This window comes from Bradyrhizobium sp. WSM4874 (assembly GCF_055811835.1).
In genome coordinates this window covers 71,292-93,157 of record NZ_JBVVPR010000032.1, presented here as the reverse complement: position 1 = coordinate 93,157, position 21,866 = coordinate 71,292, and the positions used below count along the sequence as shown (strand labels likewise).

General features: G+C 63.7%; 19 protein-coding genes and 1 tRNA gene. 10 read left to right on the top strand and 10 right to left on the bottom strand.

What is annotated here, in order from left to right; all coding sequences use genetic code 11:
• Positions 1 to 383: 383 nt before the first annotated feature.
• Positions 384 to 1,622 (top strand): ABC transporter substrate-binding protein, encoded by a 1,239-nt coding sequence (locus AC0L3P_RS27725; protein ID WP_473306838.1) that lies wholly within the window; start codon positions 384 to 386, stop codon positions 1,620 to 1,622.
• Between the two features lie 208 nt (positions 1,623 to 1,830).
• On the opposite strand, the gene AC0L3P_RS27720 is transcribed toward AC0L3P_RS27725, so the two are convergent.
• Positions 1,831 to 3,393, bottom strand: coding sequence for an adenylate/guanylate cyclase domain-containing protein (locus tag AC0L3P_RS27720; RefSeq protein ID WP_275171023.1), 1,563 nt, complete (start codon positions 3,391 to 3,393; stop codon positions 1,831 to 1,833).
• A 178-nt stretch (positions 3,394 to 3,571) separates the two neighbouring features.
• Here AC0L3P_RS27720 and AC0L3P_RS27715 point away from each other — a divergent pair, with 178 nt between their 5' ends.
• Positions 3,572 to 4,663 carry an enolase C-terminal domain-like protein gene (locus tag AC0L3P_RS27715; protein WP_473306832.1) on the top strand — a complete coding sequence of 364 codons (1,092 nt, stop codon included), beginning with the start codon at positions 3,572 to 3,574 and terminating at the stop codon, positions 4,661 to 4,663.
• A gap of 69 nt (positions 4,664 to 4,732) precedes the next feature.
• Here the strand turns inward: AC0L3P_RS27715 and AC0L3P_RS27710 are convergent, their stop codons facing one another.
• The 5 genes from AC0L3P_RS27710 to cpdR all read right to left on the bottom strand — a co-directional run bounded on the left by AC0L3P_RS27710 (position 4,733) and on the right by cpdR (position 6,850).
• The gene (locus AC0L3P_RS27710; protein ID WP_473306828.1) at positions 4,733 to 5,155 is read right to left on the bottom strand and encodes a RidA family protein; all 423 of its coding nucleotides are present in this window, start codon (positions 5,153 to 5,155) and stop codon (positions 4,733 to 4,735) included.
• Positions 5,156 to 5,385: 230 nt separating this feature from the next.
• Entirely contained in the window at positions 5,386 to 5,631 is a 246-nt protein-coding gene (locus tag AC0L3P_RS27705) for a hypothetical protein (RefSeq protein ID WP_473306824.1), read from the bottom strand.
• A gap of 10 nt (positions 5,632 to 5,641) precedes the next feature.
• Positions 5,642 to 6,115, bottom strand: a complete 474-nt coding sequence (locus tag AC0L3P_RS27700; protein ID WP_473306822.1) for an L-2-amino-thiazoline-4-carboxylic acid hydrolase — start codon at positions 6,113 to 6,115, stop codon at positions 5,642 to 5,644.
• A gap of 226 nt (positions 6,116 to 6,341) precedes the next feature.
• Positions 6,342 to 6,416 (bottom strand) — tRNA-Val (locus AC0L3P_RS27695).
• A 74-nt stretch (positions 6,417 to 6,490) separates the two neighbouring features.
• On the bottom strand, positions 6,491 to 6,850 hold the full coding sequence (gene cpdR / locus AC0L3P_RS27690; RefSeq protein ID WP_007597092.1) for a cell cycle two-component system response regulator CpdR: 360 nt from the start codon (positions 6,848 to 6,850) through the stop codon (positions 6,491 to 6,493).
• A gap of 358 nt (positions 6,851 to 7,208) precedes the next feature.
• Here cpdR and AC0L3P_RS27685 point away from each other — a divergent pair, with 358 nt between their 5' ends.
• The 3 genes from AC0L3P_RS27685 (at position 7,209) to AC0L3P_RS27675 (ending at position 10,403) form a co-directional block, all read left to right on the top strand.
• Positions 7,209 to 8,099, top strand: a complete 891-nt coding sequence (locus AC0L3P_RS27685; RefSeq protein WP_473306819.1) for an N-formylglutamate amidohydrolase — start codon at positions 7,209 to 7,211, stop codon at positions 8,097 to 8,099.
• Positions 8,100 to 8,637: 538 nt separating this feature from the next.
• Positions 8,638 to 9,420 (top strand): histidinol-phosphatase, encoded by a 783-nt coding sequence (gene hisN / locus AC0L3P_RS27680; RefSeq protein ID WP_473306817.1) that lies wholly within the window; start codon positions 8,638 to 8,640, stop codon positions 9,418 to 9,420.
• Positions 9,421 to 9,437: 17 nt separating this feature from the next.
• The gene (locus tag AC0L3P_RS27675) at positions 9,438 to 10,403 is read left to right on the top strand and encodes a Bug family tripartite tricarboxylate transporter substrate binding protein (protein WP_473306815.1); all 966 of its coding nucleotides are present in this window, start codon (positions 9,438 to 9,440) and stop codon (positions 10,401 to 10,403) included.
• An 8-nt stretch (positions 10,404 to 10,411) separates the two neighbouring features.
• Here AC0L3P_RS27675 and AC0L3P_RS27670 read toward each other — a convergent pair whose 3' ends face one another.
• Positions 10,412 to 11,302: a LysR substrate-binding domain-containing protein gene (locus tag AC0L3P_RS27670; RefSeq protein WP_473306812.1), complete on the bottom strand. Its 891-nt coding sequence runs from the start codon at positions 11,300 to 11,302 to the stop codon at positions 10,412 to 10,414.
• Between the two features lie 89 nt (positions 11,303 to 11,391).
• On the opposite strand from AC0L3P_RS27670, the gene AC0L3P_RS27665 reads away from it, so the two are divergent.
• Positions 11,392 to 12,144, top strand: coding sequence for a sulfite exporter TauE/SafE family protein (locus tag AC0L3P_RS27665; RefSeq protein WP_473306809.1), 753 nt, complete (start codon positions 11,392 to 11,394; stop codon positions 12,142 to 12,144).
• A gap of 6 nt (positions 12,145 to 12,150) precedes the next feature.
• On the opposite strand, the gene AC0L3P_RS27660 is transcribed toward AC0L3P_RS27665, so the two are convergent.
• Entirely contained in the window at positions 12,151 to 12,783 is a 633-nt protein-coding gene (locus AC0L3P_RS27660; RefSeq protein ID WP_354208312.1) for a LysE family translocator, read from the bottom strand.
• A 233-nt stretch (positions 12,784 to 13,016) separates the two neighbouring features.
• On the opposite strand from AC0L3P_RS27660, the gene AC0L3P_RS27655 reads away from it, so the two are divergent.
• Positions 13,017 to 14,813, top strand: coding sequence for an adenylate/guanylate cyclase domain-containing protein (locus tag AC0L3P_RS27655; protein ID WP_473306806.1), 1,797 nt, complete (start codon positions 13,017 to 13,019; stop codon positions 14,811 to 14,813).
• A 175-nt stretch (positions 14,814 to 14,988) separates the two neighbouring features.
• Complete coding sequence (locus AC0L3P_RS27650; protein WP_473306803.1) at positions 14,989 to 17,754, top strand: di-heme-cytochrome C peroxidase; 2,766 nt, start codon at positions 14,989 to 14,991, stop codon at positions 17,752 to 17,754.
• Between the two features lie 135 nt (positions 17,755 to 17,889).
• On the opposite strand, the gene AC0L3P_RS27645 is transcribed toward AC0L3P_RS27650, so the two are convergent.
• On the bottom strand, positions 17,890 to 18,837 hold the full coding sequence (locus tag AC0L3P_RS27645) for an alpha/beta fold hydrolase (protein ID WP_007615136.1): 948 nt from the start codon (positions 18,835 to 18,837) through the stop codon (positions 17,890 to 17,892).
• A gap of 221 nt (positions 18,838 to 19,058) precedes the next feature.
• Between AC0L3P_RS27645 and AC0L3P_RS27640 the strand changes: the two genes are divergently transcribed.
• Entirely contained in the window at positions 19,059 to 19,520 is a 462-nt protein-coding gene (locus AC0L3P_RS27640; RefSeq protein ID WP_007597127.1) for an Hsp20 family protein, read from the top strand.
• 320 nt (positions 19,521 to 19,840) lie between these two features.
• The gene (locus AC0L3P_RS27635) at positions 19,841 to 20,611 is read left to right on the top strand and encodes an alpha/beta fold hydrolase (RefSeq protein WP_473306800.1); all 771 of its coding nucleotides are present in this window, start codon (positions 19,841 to 19,843) and stop codon (positions 20,609 to 20,611) included.
• A 242-nt stretch (positions 20,612 to 20,853) separates the two neighbouring features.
• On the opposite strand, the gene AC0L3P_RS27630 is transcribed toward AC0L3P_RS27635, so the two are convergent.
• Positions 20,854 to 21,603 carry a hypothetical protein gene (locus AC0L3P_RS27630; protein WP_473306797.1) on the bottom strand — a complete coding sequence of 250 codons (750 nt, stop codon included), beginning with the start codon at positions 21,601 to 21,603 and terminating at the stop codon, positions 20,854 to 20,856.
• Between the last annotated feature and the right edge of the window lie 263 nt (positions 21,604 to 21,866).

Below are 21,866 nucleotides of genomic sequence, written 5' to 3'. Positions count from 1 at the left end.
TAAGACACACTCCTTTTGCTGGGCTACCCCTCTCCCCCGCCCTCCCCCCTTGTGGGGGAGGGAGCGCAGTGTGCCCCGGGTGAAAATAGGGCTCACCAGCTCGATGAGCTCACAGAGCCAAAGCCAATTGTGATCACCTGAAGCAGCGATACGCACAACTGCGTTCCCTCCCCCCTTGTGGGGGAGGGTTAGGGAGAGGGGCCACACGGGGACTCTCTCGATCGTCGGCGCGTCAGCACGCCTGCCGCTTTCCGTCGGACTCAACAGGCGCCCCGTCGAAGCGCGCCATCCGGCCACAGCTTTGACAAACGCTTGACGTAGATCAACTCGTCTTGCTGCGGAGTGAGCCGACCTCGTTGGGGGCCAACGACAAGGTGTTGAGCATGGGCGTCACCGGCAGGATGATGTTCGTTTCGATGATCGCGTTCGCGTCGCTCGGCGCGATGTCCGAGCAACGCGCCGATCAACCCACCGCCGACAAAGAAATCCGCATCGGCAATGTCATGCCGTATTCGGGGCCGCTCTCGGAGTTTGGCGCCATCGGCCAGGCGGAAGCCGCCTATTTCGACATGATCAACGCGCGCGGCGGTGTCAACGGCCGCAAGATCCGCTTCATCACCCGCGACGACAATTCCGATCCGACCACCGCGCTGGAGCTGACCCGCAATCTGGTCGAGACGGACGACGTGCATCTGATGTTCGGCTCGTTCGGCACACCGGGCAATCTCGCCGCACGCTGGTATCTGAACGCGAAGAAGATCCCGCAGCTGTTCGTCGCCTCCGGCGACGAGGAGCTGAGCCAGGCCAAGGCGTTTCCCTGGACCATGGGCTGGCAGCCGTCGTACCGGTCGGAGGGGCGCATCTACGCCAACTATCTCCAAGCCTATTATCCCAGGAAGAAGATCGTGGTGCTCTGGCAGAACGATCAGTTCGGGCGTGCGCTTCTCAAGGGCATGGAGGAAGGTCTTGGCGATCTGAACCGTCTCGTCCTCGTCGACATCGCTTTCGACATTGCCGACGAGCATCTCGACGGACACGTGTCGATCCTCAAGCGCGCCGGCGCCGATATTTTCGTCTTTCTCGGCGTGCCGTCGACGGCATCCAAGGTGATCAAGCTGGCAGCGTCAATGAAATGGCGCCCGGTCTTCATCGTCAATGACGCCTCCGCCTCGATCGCGAACGCGATGGCGCCCGCAGGCCTGGAGAATTCCTCCGGCGTGATCTCGGCGGCCTTCCTGAAGGACCCGAGCGATCCCGCATGGAAGGACGATCCCGCCATGAAGGACTGGTTCGCCTTCATGGACAAGTACCATCACGACGAAAGCACCAACAGCAGCGCTGCGCTCTATGGCTATGCCGCAGCCGAGTCGCTGACGCAGGTGCTGAAGCAATGCGGCGACGATTTCTCGCGCGAGAACATCATGCGTCAGGCTGCTTCGCTGAAGAATTATCAGCCCTCGGTCGCCCTGCCCGACATCAGGATGAGCACCTCGCCAACCAGCTATTTGCCGATCAGGCAGATGCGGCTGGTCCAGTTCGACGGCCGTTCCTGGCAACCCTTCGGCGACGTGATCGAGACGGCGTTTACGGAAGGCGCGGCGCGGCGCGGTGAGTTGAGGTGAGGCGCGTGAGTGAAGCAACAGCGCCGCGGCTAAAACCTCTCCCGCTTGCGGGAGAGGTCGGCGCGAAGCGCCGGGTGAGGGCTCTCTCCGCTTGGGGGCTCTCCCATTGAGGAGACACCCTCTCCCCAGCCCTCTCCCGCAAGCGGGAGAGATGGCAGACCTTCCTCGCGGCCACAACGGGGGCTCAATCAGGAAAGCCTGTTCGTCCTCACGCCGGTTTCAGCGAGGCCAGCGCGTTCTCCAGCAGCGAGCGTACCCGCGCCGCGTCGCCGGATTTCACCACCGCGGGGTCGAGATAGAGCTCCAGCCCCGGCGCACGCTCGGTGATGATCCCGCTCCTTTCGGCCGCCGCGTCGTTCAGCGCGTCGACCGAATAGGGAATCACTTCGCGGCTGATGCCCTTCATCGTGATCGCGGGCAGCGCGTGGGCGCGGACAATGTCGCTGACCAGCGCGAAGGTTTCGTAGCTCAGCACGATGCCGCCGGGCTCGGCGATCGATTGCAGGCGCGCGGCGAGGTTCGCCTCGGCACCGATGATGGTGTAGTCCATGCGGTCGCTGCTGCCGAAATTGCCGACATTGCAATAGCCGGAATTGATGCCCATGCGGGCCTTGAACGGCAACTCGATGCCGGAGGCGCGCCATTTCGCATTGAGCTCAGTGAGGCGGTGCTGCATGCGCCAGGCCATCTGGAGGCAAGCCTGCGCGTCGGCCCGGTCGCCCTTGGTCTCGGGATCGCCGAAGAAGATCAGCATGGCATCGCCGATGAACTTGTCGACGGTGCCGCCATATTCGTGGGCGACCGCCGACATCTCGGTGAAATATTCGTTGAGGAGCTGCGTCAGCAACTCCGGCTGGAGTCGCTCCGCCGTCGCGGTGAAGTTCTGGATGTCGGAGAAGAAGATGGTGAGCTTCTTGCGCTCGGTGTGGATAGTGACGTCCTTCTGGCCGGAGAAGATGCTCCGGTAGACCTGCGGCGGAATGTAGCGCGAGATCTTCATCGAGAGCGAGGCGAGGAAGTCGTTGGCGGATTCGAGTTCCTTGTTCATGCCCTTGATGCGGCTGGCCTGGCGGCGCTGCAGCGAGAGGAACGACAGGCCGCTGCCGGCGGCGATCAGAAAATAGGCCAGCAAAAACTTGAACGAGAAGATGTTGGCGGCGATCGGCTGGGCGATGATCACCTCCTGGATGCCTCTGACGTCCCCGACCTTCCAGTCCTTCTTCGGGCTCTCGGGGTGGCTGTTGTGGCAGCTAACGCAGGCCGGGCCCATCGTGACAGGAGCGATCAGCCGGACCTTGTCGTTGAACAGCGAGGTCTCGGTCTCGACGATCTTCTGCTCGGGATCGTTGCGAAGCGATTCGAGCGCATCCTTCTCGAACTTGTCGAGCTGGTGCGGGGCGCGGTTCTGGAACGGGAAGTCCGAGACGAAACGGTAGGTGATGTTTTCCTGCTGCGCCCCGATCACCCGCCCGAGTTCCAGCGACAATGTCGCCGGGATCGGGATCGCGCCGGGAACGGATTCGTAGTTGTGAGCGACCTTTGTCGAGCCATTTTGATTGGCGAGGATGCGACCGACCACGTTGGACGCGTAGTAGCTGCGCACGCTGGTAATGACCGAATTGAGATCGACGGCCTGCCGGCGCAGCCCCGTCTTGCTCAGCTCCGTCAGATCCAGCCATACGGCCAGCGGCAGGGCGAGCAGCAGGAAGACGATCGCGGCACCGGTCAGGATGCCGCTCTTGCGCTGTTCTTCGGAGATCTCTTGCTTCACTCTTTGGCTCCGTGATGAGCGTTCTTGTCTTGATCCCGGGGGATTTGCGGCACAGAGCCAATAAACGCGCTCCCGCGCAACCCCATTTTATGGTGGTCGCGCCAAGCGGCTTTTCGTTTCATGGCGAATGTTTAAGATCGGCATTGACTTCCATTCACTTCGCCGGGAGATCCACCAAATGACCGAGACCATCCGCATCAAGCGCTTCAATGCGCGCGCCGTCATCGTGCCGATGAACCTCCCGCTCAAAACCTCGACCGGGGCTGTCGCAAAGGCGCCGCTGGTGCTGATCGACTGCGAGACTGACCTCGGCGCAACCGGGCACGCGTATCTGTTCTCGATCACCCCATCGGCCTTGAAGCCGCTGACGGCGATGGTTACGGAAATGTCAGAGCTCGTCGCCGGCGACGAGCTGCTGCCGTTGGAGATCGAGCGCAAGCTGACCCAGCGCTTCACGCTCCTGGGTTTGGCCGGCCTGCAGCGGCTGGCGCAATCCGGCATCGACATGGCGGCATGGGACGCGCTGGCACGCGCTCGAAGCCTGCCGCTGGCGCGCCTGCTCGGCGGCACGCCGAAACCGGTCAGGGCCTACAATTCGAAGGGGCTCGGCATCATGCCGGTTGGTGCCGCGGTGGAGGAAGCCCACAAGCTGCTGGCCGAGGGCTTTCAGGCCGCAAAGATCCGCGTCGGCCGCCCCGATGCGCGGGAAGACCTGAAGGTGGTGCGCGCGGTGCGCAAGGCCGTCGGCGACGACGTGACGCTGATGTGCGACTACAACCAGGCGCTGACGGTCAGCGAGGCGATCCGCCGCGGCGAGATGCTCGACGATGAGGGGCTGACCTGGATCGAGGAGCCGATCCGTCACGACGATTATGAGGGCTGCGCCCGTATCGCGGATGCGCTGCGCACCCCGGTCCAGATCGGGGAGAATTTTGATAGCCCGTTCGCGATGCAATCCGCGCTCTCCGCCGAGGCCTGCGACTACGTGATGCCGGACGTGCAGCGTATCGGCGGCGTCACCGGCTGGCTGCGCGCCGCCGCGCTGGCTCACGCCGCCGGGATCGAGATGTCAACGCATCTGTTCTCGGAAGTCAGCGCCCATCTGCTCTGCGTAACGCCGACCGCGCACTGGCTGGAATATGTCGACTGGGCCGATGCGGTGCTCGCGACCCGTTTGCAGATCAAGGACGGCTTTGCGCTGCCGAGCGAGGAGCCCGGCAACGGGATCGCGTGGGACGAGGCGGCGGTGAAGAAGTATCTGGTCGAATAGACCGTGTTTCGTCGAGACGCATCAAAGTGCGGACTTCGGAACCTGACGATCAGCGAGCGAACATGCCAGCTACGACCGAACAGCGGCAATCATACTCAGCTCGACCGGTGCGCCCCGCGGCAACTCGGCGACGCCGACGGATGTACGCGTGTGACGACCGCGATCACCTAGGTGCTCGATCAGCCGGTCGGAGGCGCCGTTCATGACTTGCGATTGCTGCGTAAATCCAGGGGCCGAGGCGATGTATCCAACGAGCTGCAAGATCTGGACGATCTTGTCCTCTCCCCCGGTGGCGTGATTGATGGCCGAAATGCAGAGATCAGCGCAGAGTGCAGCAGCCTCCTGTGCGGCGGCGACATCGACACCCGCCCCGACTTTGCCTGAGTACAGCAGGTCTTCGCCGCGACGCGGCAACTGACCACTGACATACGCAATTCCACTATGGATGATCACCGGCAAATAGTTGCCGCCCGGCTTGTTCACGCTACTCATTTCGGTAACCTGCCTTCTTTCCACGTCCCACTAACCGATACAGTTTTGCCGAATGCCAGGTCAGCCGCGGTGAAGGATCGAACAATGGCAGGCGGCAAGTTACGGATCAAGGCTGCGCAGCTTCGCAGTAGACGGCGGTGCGGATTCAGCCCGACAAGATACGTTCCCGCGAGGTCATGGAAGGACCTGCTGCGCGGGCCGAAGAAGGCGCCCCCTGAGAGGTGCGCGCGCTACCACGTCTCTGCGCCCGGGATTTTCCTGCGTACCGCCATGCGCTGGATCCATATGCAGCGACGCACGGATCTGTTGGAGCGGCCGACCGCCGAGATCCCCTCGCCAGCCTGAAGCAACGGCGCCACGTTTTCGCGCAGCGCGCGGCAGCGCTGCAGCTCGGCCTGCCAGTCGATGGTCGCGGCATCAGCGCGCGACGTAATCAGCGCCAACGCGGCCACCGCAAAACAGCTCACCCGCATCATCTGGAGTTCCTCACTGTGACCCCTCTCCATCGCGCCGGTAGCGGAAGTCGCAATGACCGGCTCCTTGCATGATCGTTTGCGTCCGCGTGAGCTTGATGTCGGAGCCGAAACCTTCCGCGGTCGCGAAGTCGGCGGTGCAGATCAGGAGAAAGCCGAGTTCGGGCTCGCCGAGCGCCTTGTAGAACTCGGCATAGGCGCAGCGCGTGACGTCAAACGCGAATGAATCCTGCGACTGTTCGATGACTTCATAGGCGAGCGCATCGTCGCGGGCGTAGGTTTTGAATGCCGACGACACCGCCTTGCCGAGATCGCTCTCGTTCTTGGCTTTCCAGAATTCCTCGCCGAAATCGCGATAGAGATCGCCGAGCGCCTTGCGCACCAGCGCGTTGGCGCGCACCTCGCCGAGCTCGGCCTGAAGCGCCTTGACGAGGGGCACGAGCACCTGCGCCTGGATCTTTGCTTGCTCGATGACGGAAATGCTCATGGGCGGCCCCGCGTCCGAGACGACGGTAGCACATCAGTGTTGCTATAGGAGATTGTGGCTTGCCGGACCGAGGTCTCGACGAAAAGTCCGTGTACGCTCTTCGAGCTACGCCGGACACGCTTCTCAACGAGATTGGTGGCTTGCCGAGCCGAAGCTCGCGGCGGCAGCCCGCCTGGGCTCTTTGGGCTTCGGCGTGGCATCCTTCACTCGCTTCGCGAGCGAAGGATGGTGGGCGCGACAGGGATCGAACCTGTGACCCCTACCATGTCAAGGTAGTGCTCTCCCGCTGAGCTACGCGCCCTAGATGTCGTCTAGATCGGGTCGGGTCCCTATAACGGCTCAGGGGAGCCGGTGCAAGGACGGAAGGGGGCCGATTTAGGCCGCCAGCATCTTGTTCACTTCGCTGACCAATTCGCGCAAATGCACGGGCTTGGACAGCACCTTGGCGTTCTTGGGGGCGTCCGAATCCGAGTTCAGGGCGACCGCGGCGAAGCCGGTGATGAACATGATCTTGATGTCGGGGTCGAGTTCCGAGGCCCGGCGGGCGAGCTCGATGCCGTCCATCTCCGGCATCACGATGTCGGTGAGGAGCATCTCGAACGGCTCTTCCCGCAGCCGCTGATAGGCGGCCATGCCGTTATCGTGGGACGAGACCTGAAAACCGGCGTTTTCCAGCGCCTTGACCAGGAAACGGCGCATGTCGTTGTCATCTTCGGCGAGCAGGATCTTTGGCATGGCGGAAATGTCGAATCCCCAGAGGATATCAGCAGAGGTCACTAAGCCCGACGGAGGGTAAATTTGGGGTGAAAATCTTTACCCTTCGCAGCTCGCGCCGCCGGACACTTGTGAACCGGAATACGGCACGAAGCAATCGAGCCGGACCTGCCGGTCCCCACCTCGCTGCCCGCAGGGTTAAGACATGTTCCAGCGCAGATCTCATCTTTTCGCTTGGCAGGATGGTTGCGATTCCGGACAATGACGACACATAAGAGCCGCCCGATCGGCCGAATCATGTGTTGAGGCCTGTGCCGGGCTTGTTGGATCGTGCGGCGCAGAGGACGAAGCCTGACACCAAGGGACGAAGCCTGAGAAGATGACCCGGTTTGACGGCGACAAGTCGCCAGCCTTCGAGATCGTTGAGCCCGCGCAATGGCGCGCGCCGCTTATCTTCAACTCGCCCCATTCCGGCTCGACCTATCCGGACGAATTCCTCAGCGCCTCCAGGATCGACCTGCCGACGCTGCGACGTTCCGAAGATTCCTTCATGGACGAGCTGATCGGCCATCTCAGCGAGCGCGGCTTTCCGACCGTGCGGGTCAACTTTCCGCGCTCCTATGTCGACGTCAATCGTGAGCCCTATGAGCTCGATCCCCGGATGTTCACCGGGCGCCTGCCGAGCTTTGCCAACACCCGCTCGATGCGGGTCGCCGGCGGCCTCGGCACCATTCCGCGCGTGGTCGGCGACGGCCAGGAGATCTATCGCGAGCGCATCCTGGTCGACGACGCGCTGGGACGGATCGAGACGCTGTACAAGCCCTATCATCGCGCGCTGCGCCGGCTGATCAACAAGGTGCACCAGATGTTCGGCACCGTCGTGCTGGTCGACTGCCATTCGATGCCCTCGGTCGGCGTCTCCCGCGACGAGCCGCGCCGGCCCGACATCGTGATCGGCGACCGCTACGGCACCAGCTGCACGCCGCTATTGCCCGACCGGGTCGAGGAGACCTTGGCCGGGCTCGGCTATTCGATCGGCCGTAACAAGCCCTATGCCGGCGGCTTCATCACCGAGCATTACGGCAACCCGGCCAGTGGCCTGCATGCCGTGCAGCTCGAGCTCAACCGCGCGATCTACATGGACGAGCGGCGGCGCGAGCGCAGCCCGCGCTTTGCGCAAGTGGCGTCGGACTTCGGCGTGCTCGCCGACGTGCTGGCGACCACGGTCCCGTTCGGCGATCTCGGCCCGTTCCAGGCCGCGGCGGAATAGGCGCAACGTTTTCTTCGAACAGATTATGTTCGGTGCGATTAGCGCGAGCGCGTTTCGCGGCGCGCATTGAAATGAAAGCCGACGCTGAAAGAAATGAGAGGCTGAAAGAAAAAAGGGCCGCTTCTAATGAAGAAGCGGCCCAAGTCTAGGGAGGAAACGCCCAAGGAGGGCAGCAGTAACGCGAGAAGCGCTACCGCACCGCAACAATATGCGGCCGCGACGCACAAAGTGCAAGAGCTTTCGAGCAGTTTCCCATGCAATGCGGACATAGCTCGGTTGCTTCCAGAGAAACCCAGATTCAGTTCCTTTGATAAGGAATTTCAATGGGTTGATTGTCATTTGCATACGAACAAGGCAGATCCGGAACTAAGGTTTCAACTCAATGTTCGATATTTGCCCAGCGGGTGTCTTCGACGAGGCGAACGCTTCCCGCATCCAAAATACCAGGGTGGAAAAGCAAGACAGCGCTGCACGATCCTTCCGATTTGAGCTAGGCAGGAGTGAGCTTCACCCGACTTTCGCTTTTTGAGGACACGCCGTGACGGTGATCGATTTCTCCGCCTTCATCGGACGGCTCGCCACCGCCTCCGGCGAAACCATCCTGCCGTTCTTCCGCACCTCGCTGTCGATCGAGGACAAGAGCAAGACCAAGGATTTCGACCCCGTGACCGAGGCCGACCGCGCCGCGGAGGCGGTGATGCGGCGTCTGATCAAGGCCAACTTTCCCCAGCACGGCATCGTCGGCGAGGAATTCGGCAACGAGCGCGAGGATTCGGACTATGTCTGGGTGCTCGACCCCATCGACGGCACCAAATCCTTCATCGGCGGCTTTCCGATCTGGGGCACGCTGATCGCGCTCCTGCACAAGGGCACGCCGGTGTACGGCATGATGCACCAGCCCTTCATCGGCGAACGCTTTTCCGGCGACAGCGGCTCGGCTCATTATAAAGGCCCGTCCGGCGAGCGCCGGCTCCAGGTTCGGCGCTGTGCTTCGCTGTCGGAGGCGACGACCTACACCACCAGCCCGCTGCTCATGAACGAGCGCGACCGCGCCATCTTCGGCCGCATCGAGAAGGGCGCGCGGCTGTCGCGCTATGGCGGCGATTGCTACTCCTATTGCATGCTGGCGGCAGGTCACGTCGATCTCGTGGTCGAGACCGAGCTGAAGCCTTACGACATCGCAGCCCTGATCCCGATCGTGACCGGCGCCGGCGGCGTCGTCACCACCTGGGAAGGAAAGCCGGCGCAGGGCGGCGGCCGCATCATCGCAGCCGGCGACGCCAGGGTTCACGAAGAAGCACTGAAACTGCTCAACGGATAAGCGATACAGGAGCCTGCATGACCAACCCGCGCACGCTCCTTCTCGCGGCCTTGCTTCTGTTTCCGACGCTCGCCTCCGCCCAGAATTTCCCGACCAAGCCAATCAAGCTGATCGTGCCGTTCCCGGCTGGCGGCCCCAACGACATCATCGCGCGAGTGATCGGCCAGCGCATATCGGAGCTATCAGGGCAGCCGGTGCTGATCGACAATCGCGGCGGCCAGGGCGGCGTGCTCGGGACCGATGCCGTCTCCAAGGCTGCACCTGACGGCTACACCATCGCGATCTCCAGCGCCGGCGCACTGGCGATCAGCCCGAGCATGGAGCGGGTCGCGTACGATACGCTGAACGACCTCACGCCGGTGACTCTGGTTGCGACCGTACCGGAAATGCTCGTTGTCTCCACCAACGTCCCCGCAAAGGACGTCGCTGAATTGATCGTGCTCGCCAAGGCGCAGCCGGGAAAACTCAATTTCGCCTCCTCCGGCCCCGGCAGCCTGCCGCATCTCGCCGGTGAATTGTTCAAGCTGACGGCCAGGATCGACATCGTGCACGTGCCCTATCGCGGCGCGGCGCCGGCCGTGAACGATCTGCTGGGCCAGCAGGTGCAGATGACGTTTCTGGATCTCCCCGTGCTGCTGCCGCAGGTCAAGGCGGGCGCCCTGCGACCGATCGCGGTCGGCTCGGCCGAGCGCTCGCCGACGGCGCCTGACGTGCCGACCACGGCCGAAGCCGGCTTTCCTGATCTCCGCATCGAGAACTGGTACGGCATGGTCGCGCCGAAGGGCACGCCGAAGGAGATCGTCACCGCGCTGCATGATTTGGCCACGAAAGCGATGGCGGATCCCGCGGTGAAGGAAAAGCTCGCCGCCCAGGGCGCGACGCTTGTCGGCGATGAGCCGGAGCATTTTCGCATATTCATCGCCGACGAGATGAAGAAATGGGCGAAGGTGATCAAGGACGCCGGCGTGGAGACTGCGAAGTAGCGCAGAGCTCACATCGCCGCAGACCGCAAATGCTCCACCAGCATCTTCGCCGGGCGCGGCAGCGTCTTGAAGCTTCGCGCGCAGATCACGAGTTTGCGGTTGGCCCAGGTATCGCGCAGGCGGACCATGGCGAGCGGCATCAGTTTTGCGCAGCGGCGGGCCGCGGCTTCAGGCACCAGCGCGACACCGACATCGGCGGCGACCATCTGGCAGATCGCATCGAAATCGCGCAGGCGCGCGCGGTAATGCGGCCGCATGCCGAGCCGGGCGGCGTGCTTCGAAATATGCACCTGGAGCGCGGTGGCGCTGGTGAGCCCGACGAAGTCGCAAGCGCCCGCCTCCTGGAAATCGATCGCGCGGCGGCCGGCGAACGGGCCGCGTTTGGACGTCACCAGCGTCAGGCGATCCTCGCTGAAGGCGAAGCGCTCGATATGATCGGGCAGCGCGTGCTCGGCTGCGAAGCCGAGATCGGCCGCGCCCGCAGTGATCGCAGCCGCGATGTCGGTGCTCTCGCCCTCCTCGATGTCGATGGCGACGTCGCTGTGCTCGCGCAGGAAGCCGGCGAGCGCCTTCGGCAGATGCTCCGAGAGGCCGGACGTATTGGCGAGGAAATGCACGCTCGCGCGCACGCCGCTGGCAAAGCCGGCGAGATCGCCGCGCATGGCGTCGATCTGGTGGATGACGAGACGGGCGTGATCGAGCAGGCTCTCGCCGGCCGAGGTCAACTCGACGCCGCGGCGCCCGCGCTTGAGCAGCGCGACGCCGAGCGCATCCTCCAGCCCCTTGATGCGCGCGCTGGCCGAGGCCAGGGCCAGATGCGAGCGCTCCGCGCCGCGGGTGATGCTGCGCTGGTCGGCGACTGCGATGAACAGTTGGAGGTCGACGAGATCGAAGCGCATCCCGGGTCCCTTTAGCCTTCGTTCCGGACGAAGGCTTTCTCCGTAAGCTACAGATTGTGCCGGCGCGCGGCATCGGTCAATGTGCAGATATGATCGACCCGCTCCTCGTTCTCATCGCCGCCGTTTTCCTGATCGCCGGATTCGTCAAGGGCGTGGTCGGGCTCGGCCTGCCGACGGTCTCAATGGGCCTGCTCGCGGTGAGCATGGCGCCCAGCCGCGCGATCGCCATCGTGATTGTGCCTGCCATCGTCACCAACATCTGGCAGACTTTTGTCGGCCCCCATTTGCGCGACATCTTGAGGCGGCTGTGGCCGCTGATGATCGGCACCGTGATCGGGTGCTGGCTCAATGCCGGTGCGCTCACTGGCCCGCATGCGCGCTACGGCACGATCGTGCTCGGTATCCTGCTCGTCATCTACGCGATCATCGGGCTGAACAAATTCCAGTTTCACGTTGCGCCAAAGAACGAGAAATGGGTCGGCGGCGTGGTCGGCCTGGTAACCGGCGTGATCTCGGCCTCGACCGGCGTGCAGGTGATCCCCTCGATGCCGTTCATGCAGGCGATCGGCATGGAGAAGGACGAGCTGGTGCAGGCGCTCGGCGTGTTCTTCACGACAGCGACACTGGCGCTCGCCTTCAATCTCACCGCGGGCGGATTGCTGACGCCGGCCAACGCAGTGCCGGGCGCGGTCGGCATGGCTTGCGCGTTTGCCGGCATGTACATCGGCCAAACGGTGCGGGCGCGGATGCCGGCGGAAGCGTTTCGCCGCTGGTTCCTGATCGCGATGATCCTGCTCGGCCTCTATCTCGCCGGCAGCGCGCTGCTGAAGGAATTCGCGTAAAAGAAGTTACCGCGTCTCCAGCATGGCGACGCGGACGCCGAGATAGACGAAGAGGCCGCCGAGGACACGGTTGACCCAGGCGACCGCGCCTTCGGAGCTCCGCAAGCGGTGGGCGGCCTTTGCCGCGAACGCCGCCAGCACCAGGCACCACAGCGTTCCCGTGCAGATGAAGATCAGACCGAGCGTCAGGAAGGCGAGCGGCTTGTGCGCCGAGTCGGCTGCGACGAATTGCGGCAGGAAGGCCAGGAAGAACAGCGCGACCTTGGGATTGAGCGCGTTGGTGAACACGCCCTGGAGGAAAACCCGCCGCAGCGAGCTGTGCACCGGCTCGTCGATGGCTGAGGCCAGCACCGGGCGCGACCACAGCATCTGAAGCCCGGTCACGACGAGATAGGCCGCGCCGACCAGCTTCAGGATCGAGAACGCGGTCGACGAAGCCATCAGCAGGGCCGAAAGGCCGATCGCGGCGCCCGCGACGTGGAAAAAGCAGCCGCAACTGATGCCCAGCGCCGCCGCGGCGCCACCTCGCCAGCCCAGCTGCATGCTGCGGCCGATCACATAGACCGTGTCAGGCCCCGGCGTGATGTTGAGCAGCACGCCCGACAGGACGAAAAGCCAGATTTCGTGAATGCCCAGCATGTGTGACGTGCCTCCGCCGCCCAATCGTCGTCCCCAGAAGGCGGCTTAGTGGGTTCGTCCACCGCCGGGATTGCCGACGATTTACCTCGAATTTGCAATGCGGATCATACTTTCGCTCGGCCTCATCTGCTCTATAAGGAATGCTTCTTGAATGCGGGGATTCGAGCGACTGCCACGCCGTGGCCGGTCCTCGATCTCTTCCAAGTCTCTTGCAAGTCTCTTGGAGCTCCGGAATGGAAAGACGTCTGGCTGCCATTGTCTGCGCCGATGTCGCCGGCTATTCGCGCATGATGGGCACCGATGAGGCCGGCACCCATGCCGCCTTCAAGGCCCATCGCAGCGCTATCCACCCCATCATCCTCAATCACGGCGGCCGCGTCGTCAAAAACACCGGCGACGGCTTCCTGCTGGAGTTCCCCTCGATCGTCGGCGCCACCGAGGCCGCGATCGCGATGCAGACGCTGATGGCTGAGCGCAATCACCATCTGCCCGCCGATCGCGCCATGCAGTTCCGCCTCGGCATCCACATGGGTGACGTCATCGCCGACGAGGACGAGGTCTTCGGTGATGATGTCAACATTGCCGTCCGCCTCGAAGCCGTGGCGAGCCCCGGCGGCTTCGCGATCTCGGCCAAGGCCTACAAGGAGGCCAGCAAGCATCTCACCGTGCCGCTGGTCGATGCCGGCAACCACCGCTTCAAGAACATCAAGGATCCGATCGGGGTCTGGACCTGGACGCCTGAGGGTGCACCGGCGCTTGCGCCCGCGCTGAGGGAGGCATCCGCCCTCTCGCAGCAGTATCGCACCGCGATCGTCGGCGTGCTGCCCTTTGCCAATCTCAGCGACGCACAGGACGAGTATTTCTCCGACGGCCTGACCGAGGATCTGATCCACGCGCTGTCGCTGCAATCCTTCTATCGCGTGCTGAGCCGCAACTCGACCTTCGCCTTCAAGGGCAACAACGTCAGCACCCGCCTGATCGCGCGGGAGATCGACGCTAGCTATCTGATCCAGGGTTCGGTGCGGCGTGCCGGAGCCAAGATCCGCGTCACCGCCGAGCTGATCGCGCCGGAGACCGGCGAGCAGCTCTGGACAGGCCGCTATGACCGCGACATCGGCGATCTCTTCGCGATGCAGGACGAGATCACCACCAACCTGTCCGCCGCCATCGCTACCGAGATCGTCCGGGCCGAGGCCTCGGCGCCGGCGCGGCTCTCGACCGACGTCACCGCCTGGGACCGCTTCCTCAAAGGGCTGTCGCACTATTATCGGCAAACCAAGGAAGACCTGGCCATCGCCGTCGACCTGTTCCGGGAGGCCATCAGGCTCGAGCCCAAGCTGTCGATTGCACATGCCTATCTCGCCACGATCCAGATCCAGAGCATCCAGTTCGGCTGGGTCAAGGGCACGCGCGAGATGTGGGCCGAAGCGATGAAGCTTGCCGAAACTAGTGTCCGGCTCGACCCACGCTCGTCATTTGCGTTCTCGATTCTGTCTTGGACCCACGCGCTGGAGGGCCATTACGAGGCCGCGATGGACGCCGCCAAGCGCGCCGTCGCGCTCAACCCCTACGACAACGGCGCGCGCGGCGTGCTCGGCATCTGCCATTTCGCCATCGGCGAGCACCGCGAGGCGATCGAGCTGTTCTCGATGGCCGCACAGCGCGACAACAGCGATCCGCGCTACCAATGGGCCGCACTGAACGCCTTCAGCCATTATCTGCTGGGCCAATATGACGCGACCCTGTCATGGGCCCGGGAACAGCTCTACATCAACCCGAACCATTTGCAGGCGCTGGCGATCCGCGCCGCAGCGCTGGCGCAACTGGGGCGGGCCGACGAGGCGATCGAGGCGACCCGCGTGCTCATGGATAACTACCCGACTCTCAATGTCGACCGCCATTTGCGCAATTTCCACTGGAAGCGGCCCGAGGACCTCGCCCATTACCGCGCCGGACTCTTGAATGCGGGCGTGCCGGTCGGCAAACTGACCCTGGTCTCGAGCGACGTCAAACGCGTCGCCGAATCCTGAGGGCCAGCCGCGGCCACGCGGCAATGTCCCCTCTGCCTTTATTGACACGACAGTGACTTCAGCCACACTCCACTACACGCTGAAGTAGTATAACGTGTTGTCGGTTTGTCAGGACTTTCCGCGCTCTATCGCCGCGTCTTTATTTCACGATTCGCCGTTTTCAGGATTTTGGGCCATGCATGACTCCGCTCCGAAGCCCCCCTTCGACCCCTCGATCCAGGTCTCGCCGAACAATCCCTGTCCATTCCTGCGCGGCCTCGTCGGCGAAGGGTTTATTGACGGCGGAACCGTCCCGCTCGGCACGCTGTCGCAAACGATCGCGAATGCGAGCGGCGAGACCGGGCTAAAGAAGGTCTCGGCCCGCATCCAGGTCCGCGGCGTCGCGCTCATCGCCAACGGTCTCGGTCACATCCTGAAGAGCATATTTTCGGGCGCGCAGCTCGATGCGTTGCGTGGCGGCCCTCTCGACAAGCGCGGTGCCGGCTCGCGCGTCCTCGGCGTCGACGGCACGGTCGATGAGGACGAGCTTGCGCGGTTTGCGAGCTTCGGCCGGAACTACCAGGATCCGAACGGCGGCGGCTCCGAGCCCGGTCTCAACGCCTCGGAAATCGGCGTCTTCATGCGCGACAACCTCAAGCGCGCCGGCAGCGCCGCGCGCTGGTACTACCCCCTGCTGATGAAGTTCGAATGGCCGATCCTCCTGAAGATCGTGGGCAAGGGCGCGGGTGAGGACCGCTATCTCAGCGTGGCCGACGTGCGCACTCTGTCCAACGAGCGGCAATTCCCTGCTCGCATCAACCAGCGGCTCGAATCTCAGCCGGTGCTGTCGACCTGCCAGCGCGTGGTGCGGGGCGCGCTCAAGGTTACGGCCCTGCTCGTCGCCCTCGGTCTTGCCTTGCTCGTTGCGGTCGCCGAATTCCCCGACCAGGTGCGCGCCATGCTACCGCAAAAGGGAATTCTCGTGAATCTCCTGCCGCCCCCCTTGCCCACGGCCCCTGAGACGAAAGCGGCCTATTGGCTCGAGCAAAACTGGTCGCTGAAGGACAGGCACTGGTTTCACCATGCCAGCCAGGGCACCGCGACCTTCCCGGTGCCCTATGAATGGTTCATGGCCCTGGAGCAGCCGCGCCTGCATCTGTTCTCGCGGCCGGGCATGATGACGGACAGCGCCTATCTCGAGCGCTTCGGGTTCATCCCGAGCCCGCAGTCGATCCAGACCGATGCGACGTCACTACGCCGCTTCGGTTACGCCAATGTCTACGAGACGACGCAGGTGCCGGACTGGTCGACTAGGTGGACGCCGGCGGAGAACGTCGACGGCCTGCCGGTCGGCTTCGCACGGATGACCGGTGTCAGCGATCCCGCGACGGGCCGGCGCGAAGAGGACAAGATCGGGCTGACCTGCGCGGCCTGCCATACCGGCCAGATCCACTACCAGGGCGTGGACGTGCGTTTCGACGGCGGCCCGGCCATGACCGACCTGAAGAAGCTCGAGCTCTCCACCGGCCTGTCGATCGCCTACACGCTTTACGTGCCGTTCCGCTTCCAGCGCTTCGCCGATCGCGTGCTCGGCCCCGATGCCAGCAAGGCTGACCGCGCCGCGCTCAAGCAGAAGCTCAGCGCGATCGGCAACTTCCTGATCGACTGGGCGCAAACCCAGCAAAAGACGATTGAAGGCAAGAAGACCTGGAACGGCAGGCAGCAGAGTGACACCGAGGAAGGGTTCGGTCGCCTCGACGCTCTCAATCGCATCGGCAATCAGGTGTTTTCGCAGGATCTCGCGCTGAGCGGGATCAAGGGATTCGAGAAGAACCTGCACGCCCAGGACGCCCCGGTCAGCTATCCCCCGATCTGGACCGTGCCCTGGTTCAAGTTCGCCCAGTACGACGCCTCGATCGAGCAGCCGCTGATCCGCAACGCCGGCGAAGCCCTCGGCGTGACAGCGCTGCTCAACCTGTCCGACGCCTATCCGGAGGACAGGCTGTGGCGCTCCTCGGTCCATATCAACACGCTCGGCTGGATCGAGGACATGCTCAGGGGGCCAGATCCGTTCACGACGGCAGATCCCTCCACCGGTCCGAAGTTCGGCGGCCTGCTTGCGCCGAAATGGCCCTCGCAGATCCTTGGCGACAATTGGAGGCTCGATCAGAAGAAGGTCGACAATGGCCGCAAGATTTACGCCGAAATGTGTTCAGGCTGCCATCTGCCGGCGATCGACACTCCGGCTTTCTGGTCGTCGAGACATTGGGAGCCGAGCGGCGACAGCAAGGTGCTGAACGCGGTGACGATCCCCCTCGACGAGATCAAGACGGATCCCGAACAGTCGCTCGTGCTCAGCAACAGGATCGTCGATGTGCCCGGCTTCCTCAAGGTGGATACGGCCGACCTCCAGAAATGGTGGCAATGCGACGTCTCGACCGCGAGCTCGCCGACCGAGATGGTGTATGCGCTCGGACTCATGACTGTGGTGGATCTCGTCGCCCGCAAATGGATGGACGACGAGAAGACTCCGGACGCCGAGCGGGCGAAATTGTGGAATCTCGCGCGCAAGAACTGCCTCAATCCGGTGGGGGGAGCGCGCTATCGGGCACGGCCGCTGAACGGCATCTGGGCAACGGCGCCCTATCTGCACAACGGTTCGGTGCCGTCTCTCTACTGGCTGCTGAAGCCTGCAAGCGAGCGCCCGCAAAAATTCTGCATGGGCCGCCGCGACTATGATCCCGTGACCGTCGGCTTTGCGGTCACCGCCGACGAGAAGTGCAAGACGGGTGAAACCGAGTTTTCGGCAGGGTCGGAGAAGGATCCAATCCAAGGCAACAGCGTGCTCGGCCATTCCTTCGAACGCAAGCCGGGCGAGGAAAAACGTCCGGGCGTGATCGGTCGCGTGTTCAAGGACGATAACGAGCGCTACGATCTGATCGAGTATCTGAAGACGCTGTAGTGGGTGATGCTACTTCCTCGTCATGGCCGGGCTTGTCCCGGCCATCCGCGATCTTCGTCACGGCGCGAAGAACGTGGATGCCCGGGACAAGCCCGGGCATGACGGCGTGTGGTCGCAGGGAAGCATCGCTCCCCCTCACTTGAACAGCGGCGTGCCCGGCACGAAGGCGTCGAAGGCTGCCCAGAATTGGGAACGGTAGCGGTCCTGCTCCTGGAGAATCTCGTGCTTGGCGCCGGCGATCACGAGATGGGAGCCGGCGCGTAAATGATAGGCGAACTCCTCGATCGCCGCGATCGAGACCACGGTGTCGCTGGAGGCCGCCAGCATCAGGATCGGCTGACGGATCTCGGACGGGTAGTTTTTGCCCCTGAAAGTGTGCATCGCGCGGAAGGCGGTATCGGCCCAGGCGATCGTCGGTGACGCGAGCCCGAGGGTCGGATCCTCCTCCAGGATCGCGGCATTGCGCGCATAGCGCACGGGATCGCTGGTCAGCGGATTGTTAATGAAGGGATTGAGCCCGGTGATCTGGTCGCTGCCGCCGGGGACATAGCGGCCGCCCATCCCTAACACCCGCATCGTCTTCAGCAGAGCCCGCGCCGGAAACGAGGTGGCGCGGCCGGGCAGGTCGATCATCGGGGCAGACAGCACCATACGGTCGAACCAGCGCTTGCCCGCATGCGCAACCCGCAGCATCACCGTGCCGCCCATGGAGTGGGCGAGCGCGAAGAAAGGCGGCGGGCAATCCGGCAGCACCACCTGCTGCACGAAGGTCTCGACGTCGATCTCGAAATCGGCGAAGTCGCGAACATAGCCCTTGCGCGGATCGCGCAGGCGGCGCGAGGAGTGGCCCTGCCCGCGCCAGTCGATCATCGCCACCGCAAAGCCGCGGTCGCGCAAATCGCGCACGGTCTCGAAATACTTTTCGATCTGCTCACTGCGTCCGGTGAAGACGCAGACGGTGCCCTTGCGGTTCGCCGGCGGCGCCCAGCGCGCAAAGCGCAGCTCGACGCCATCAGGGGTTTTGATGGTGCCGCTGACGACGTCTTCGGGAACGGGATTGGATGGTATCGAGACCAGCGTCATGATGGGGAAGGCTTGGGCACGAAGTGCTGCAAATCAGGGGGCGGGAGCGCCGAAAAGGCTAAGTATCCGCCCTCTTGAACGCCGTTCTCCTCAACCCATATCACCTTGGTGCAGGCCGCTACCAGTGTTTCGGAACCGGAACATCAGGCTGCACACAGACGAAAGCCCGGCCCGATTGGCGGGCGGGTTACTCAAACAGTCGCTCAACGGAGGACTTGACCATGCGTACCTACGACCTGACCCCCTTCTACCGTTCCACCGTCGGCTTCGACCGCCTCTTCAACCTGCTCGACCAGGCCGGTTCGGACGGCAGCCCCGGTTATCCGCCCTACAACATCGAGCGCACCGGCGAGAACGACTACCGCATCACCGTCGCGGTCTCGGGCTTTGCCAAGGATGAGCTCTCCATCGTCGCGAAGGAAAACACGCTGACGATCAAAGGCGAGAAAGTCGCCAACGAGAACTCGAAAGCCGAAGTGCTGTACCGCGGCATCGCCGCGCGTGCCTTCGAGCGCGCCTTCCAGCTTGCCGACTTCGTGCAAGTGAAGAACGCCTCGCTCGAGAACGGGCTGCTTCACGTCGACCTCGTCCGTGAGATTCCCGAAGCTAAGAAGCCGCGCCAGATCGCGATCAACACCGGTGCGCAAGGCGCGCAGGTGATCGAGAACTCGGTAGCCGCGTAAATCACGGACGTCACTTCCAGGTTGCGAAAACGCCCCGGTGCCCCGGGGCGTTTTTTTTGTTTTGTTCGGCTCTCCTCGTCCCCGCGAAACCAGAAAAATCCTACCGCGAGACCGAGAATCGTGCGCGGAGGGAATACCGAACGAGGGATCCGCCATACCTTCCCTGCGATGATGGTCTCGGCCTTTGCCAGGACGTCAGCGATTGTTGGACTGCGTTGCTGGAGTGTTCCGCCGCATCACAGAGCGGTGAATTGGCGTAACGCCGTCGCCCCGCGCGTCGTCCTTTGGCTATCGAACCAAAAACAAGACGGAGAACGATCATGACTTTCTGGCGCAGCTTTTTCGTCGCCGCGAGCCTGCTGGCGGCCCCTCTCAGCCTCGCTCATGCGCAGACACCGCAGACCGTAAAGGCCAAGAACGTCGTGCTGGTGCACGGCGCCTGGGCCGACGGCTCGAGCTGGTCGGAAGTGATCCCGATCCTCCAGGCCGCAGGGCTCAACGTAACTGCCGTGCAAAATCCGCTGTCGTCGCTTGCGGACTCCGTCGAAGCAACCAAGCGCGTGCTGGCCGAACAGGATGGTCCGACCGTGCTGGTCGCGCATTCCTGGGGCGGCACCGTGATCAGCCAGGTCGGCACCGACCCGAAGGTCACCGGCCTCGTCTATGTCGCCGCACGTGCGCCCGATGCCAACGAGGATTTCGTCGCGCTGTCGAAGCAATTCCCGACCGGCTCCGTGCGGGCCGGCATCGTCGAGCGCGACGGCTACACAAAACTCTCGGAAGACGCCTTTCTGAAGTACTTCGCCAATGGCGTGAAGCCGGAGCAGGCCAAGGAGCTCTACGCCGTGCAATGGCCGACCGCAGCCTCGATCTTCGCCGGTCGCACCACCGAGGCGGCATGGCACTCCAAGCCGAGCTGGTACGCTGTGTCGAAGAACGACTACACCATCAATCCCGATCTCGAACGCTTCCTCGCCAAGCGCATGAACGCCACCACGATCGAGCTCGACGCCGGCCACCTCTCGCTGGTGTCGCACCCGAAGGAGGTGGCGAATTTGATCCTGGAAGCGGCGGGGTATGGCCGCAGTTGAGCGGCGCAACGACGTCAATGCAAAGAGGCGCCTGAGTTCTCAGGCGCCTCTTGTTCTGCCCACTCTCTCCCAACGTCGTCCTGGCGAAGGCCAGGACCCATTACCCCAAGGGGATGTTTGGCGAAGATTAGTCATCCGGTACTTACACCACGCACAATCGACAGACCTCGCGGTATGGGTCCTGGCTTTCGCCAGGACGACACCGTTGGTGTGATGCGGGCCATTGCATCAAACGCCCACGTTTAGTCCAGCCCCTGCGCTGCCGGCATGTCCTGTGTCGGCAGGATCGTTAGAGCAGGTTTGGCCAGACCGACGGTTGGAGCAATGACCTGCGGCGCGGCCTCGGCGGGCTTTGCCGGCACGACTGCCACGGTCTGCGTGGCAGGTTGAGCCTGCGCTGCCTGCGCCGTCGCAGGCTCGGCCGGCTTCGCCGCGGCGACCGGCGCCTCGCGCGGCGGGGCGGCCTTCGGTAGCGGCACGATGCGGCTGGCGACATGCGGGATCGGGGCCGGTGGGCGGGGCGGACCGCTGCGGACCAAGGTCGGTGGCGGCAGCGCGCTTTGCGGGCGGTAAGGCGCAACCGCAGGCTGCTCGTAGCCCGGCGCCATGCCGTAGGCGTCCCTGGCAGGCATGAAGCGCAAGATTGTTCCGTCGCGGGCATCGATCACGAGCCGGCCGTCGTCGCCGCGCCGGTCGATCACCGCGATGGTGTAGACGCTGCCGCGCAGGCGCGGGATGCCCAGCGGAGAAAAGCCATTTTCGCGCAGCACCGCGTAGACCTCGGTCGATGGCAGCAGCACCGGGGCCGGCCCGCGTTCTTCGTAGCCATAGCCATAGCGCGGCGGCGGGGGCGGCGCGGCCTCCGGCGACGCATACGGCCCGTCGAAATCCGAGACCGCGATCATCGCCCCTCGCGCTGGAACCTGCGCTTGAGCCGTGGTCGCGGCCAGCGCCAGCGTTGCGGCGGCCACACATCCTGTGAAAAACTTCATGGTCGAGACGCTCCTGTCAGGCCCCCGGATGGATCGCGCTCTTTCGCTTCTTGCGGCGTGGCGCGCCTTCCAAAGGGTTGATCCGAAGCTTCATTGGGGATTCCGGCGTCGGCGGGGCCGGATCAGGGCGCGTTTGCTTCAAAACCGGGGCCGCGCAACTTCTGGAAAGCGATTGATCGAGATATGGGGAATCGGGACTTGCGCGCGCTTGTGTGATAGACAAAAATTTGGCAAGGTGATGATTAGGACAGGAAGACTGTCTC

Excerpts from the sequence above, each read along its gene's own strand:
- AC0L3P_RS27725 (WP_473306838.1), top strand. The coding sequence starts at position 384 with ATGGGCGTCACCGGCAGGATGATGTTCGTTTCGATGATCGCGTTCGCG.
- AC0L3P_RS27715 (WP_473306832.1), top strand. The coding sequence starts at position 3,572 with ATGACCGAGACCATCCGCATCAAGCGCTTCAATGCGCGCGCCGTCATC.
- AC0L3P_RS27710 (WP_473306828.1), bottom strand. The coding sequence starts at position 5,155 with ATGAGTAGCGTGAACAAGCCGGGCGGCAACTATTTGCCGGTGATCATC.
- AC0L3P_RS27705 (WP_473306824.1), bottom strand. The coding sequence starts at position 5,631 with ATGATGCGGGTGAGCTGTTTTGCGGTGGCCGCGTTGGCGCTGATTACG.
- AC0L3P_RS27700 (WP_473306822.1), bottom strand. The coding sequence starts at position 6,115 with ATGAGCATTTCCGTCATCGAGCAAGCAAAGATCCAGGCGCAGGTGCTC.
- cpdR (WP_007597092.1), bottom strand. The coding sequence starts at position 6,850 with ATGCCAAAGATCCTGCTCGCCGAAGATGACAACGACATGCGCCGTTTC.
- AC0L3P_RS27685 (WP_473306819.1), top strand. The coding sequence starts at position 7,209 with ATGACCCGGTTTGACGGCGACAAGTCGCCAGCCTTCGAGATCGTTGAG.
- AC0L3P_RS27675 (WP_473306815.1), top strand. The coding sequence starts at position 9,438 with ATGACCAACCCGCGCACGCTCCTTCTCGCGGCCTTGCTTCTGTTTCCG.
- AC0L3P_RS27670 (WP_473306812.1), bottom strand. The coding sequence starts at position 11,302 with ATGCGCTTCGATCTCGTCGACCTCCAACTGTTCATCGCAGTCGCCGAC.
- AC0L3P_RS27665 (WP_473306809.1), top strand. The coding sequence starts at position 11,392 with ATGATCGACCCGCTCCTCGTTCTCATCGCCGCCGTTTTCCTGATCGCC.
- AC0L3P_RS27660 (WP_354208312.1), bottom strand. The coding sequence starts at position 12,783 with ATGCTGGGCATTCACGAAATCTGGCTTTTCGTCCTGTCGGGCGTGCTG.
- AC0L3P_RS27655 (WP_473306806.1), top strand. The coding sequence starts at position 13,017 with ATGGAAAGACGTCTGGCTGCCATTGTCTGCGCCGATGTCGCCGGCTAT.
- AC0L3P_RS27650 (WP_473306803.1), top strand. The coding sequence starts at position 14,989 with ATGCATGACTCCGCTCCGAAGCCCCCCTTCGACCCCTCGATCCAGGTC.
- AC0L3P_RS27645 (WP_007615136.1), bottom strand. The coding sequence starts at position 18,837 with ATGACGCTGGTCTCGATACCATCCAATCCCGTTCCCGAAGACGTCGTC.
- AC0L3P_RS27640 (WP_007597127.1), top strand. The coding sequence starts at position 19,059 with ATGCGTACCTACGACCTGACCCCCTTCTACCGTTCCACCGTCGGCTTC.
- AC0L3P_RS27635 (WP_473306800.1), top strand. The coding sequence starts at position 19,841 with ATGACTTTCTGGCGCAGCTTTTTCGTCGCCGCGAGCCTGCTGGCGGCC.
- AC0L3P_RS27630 (WP_473306797.1), bottom strand. The coding sequence starts at position 21,603 with ATGAAGTTTTTCACAGGATGTGTGGCCGCCGCAACGCTGGCGCTGGCC.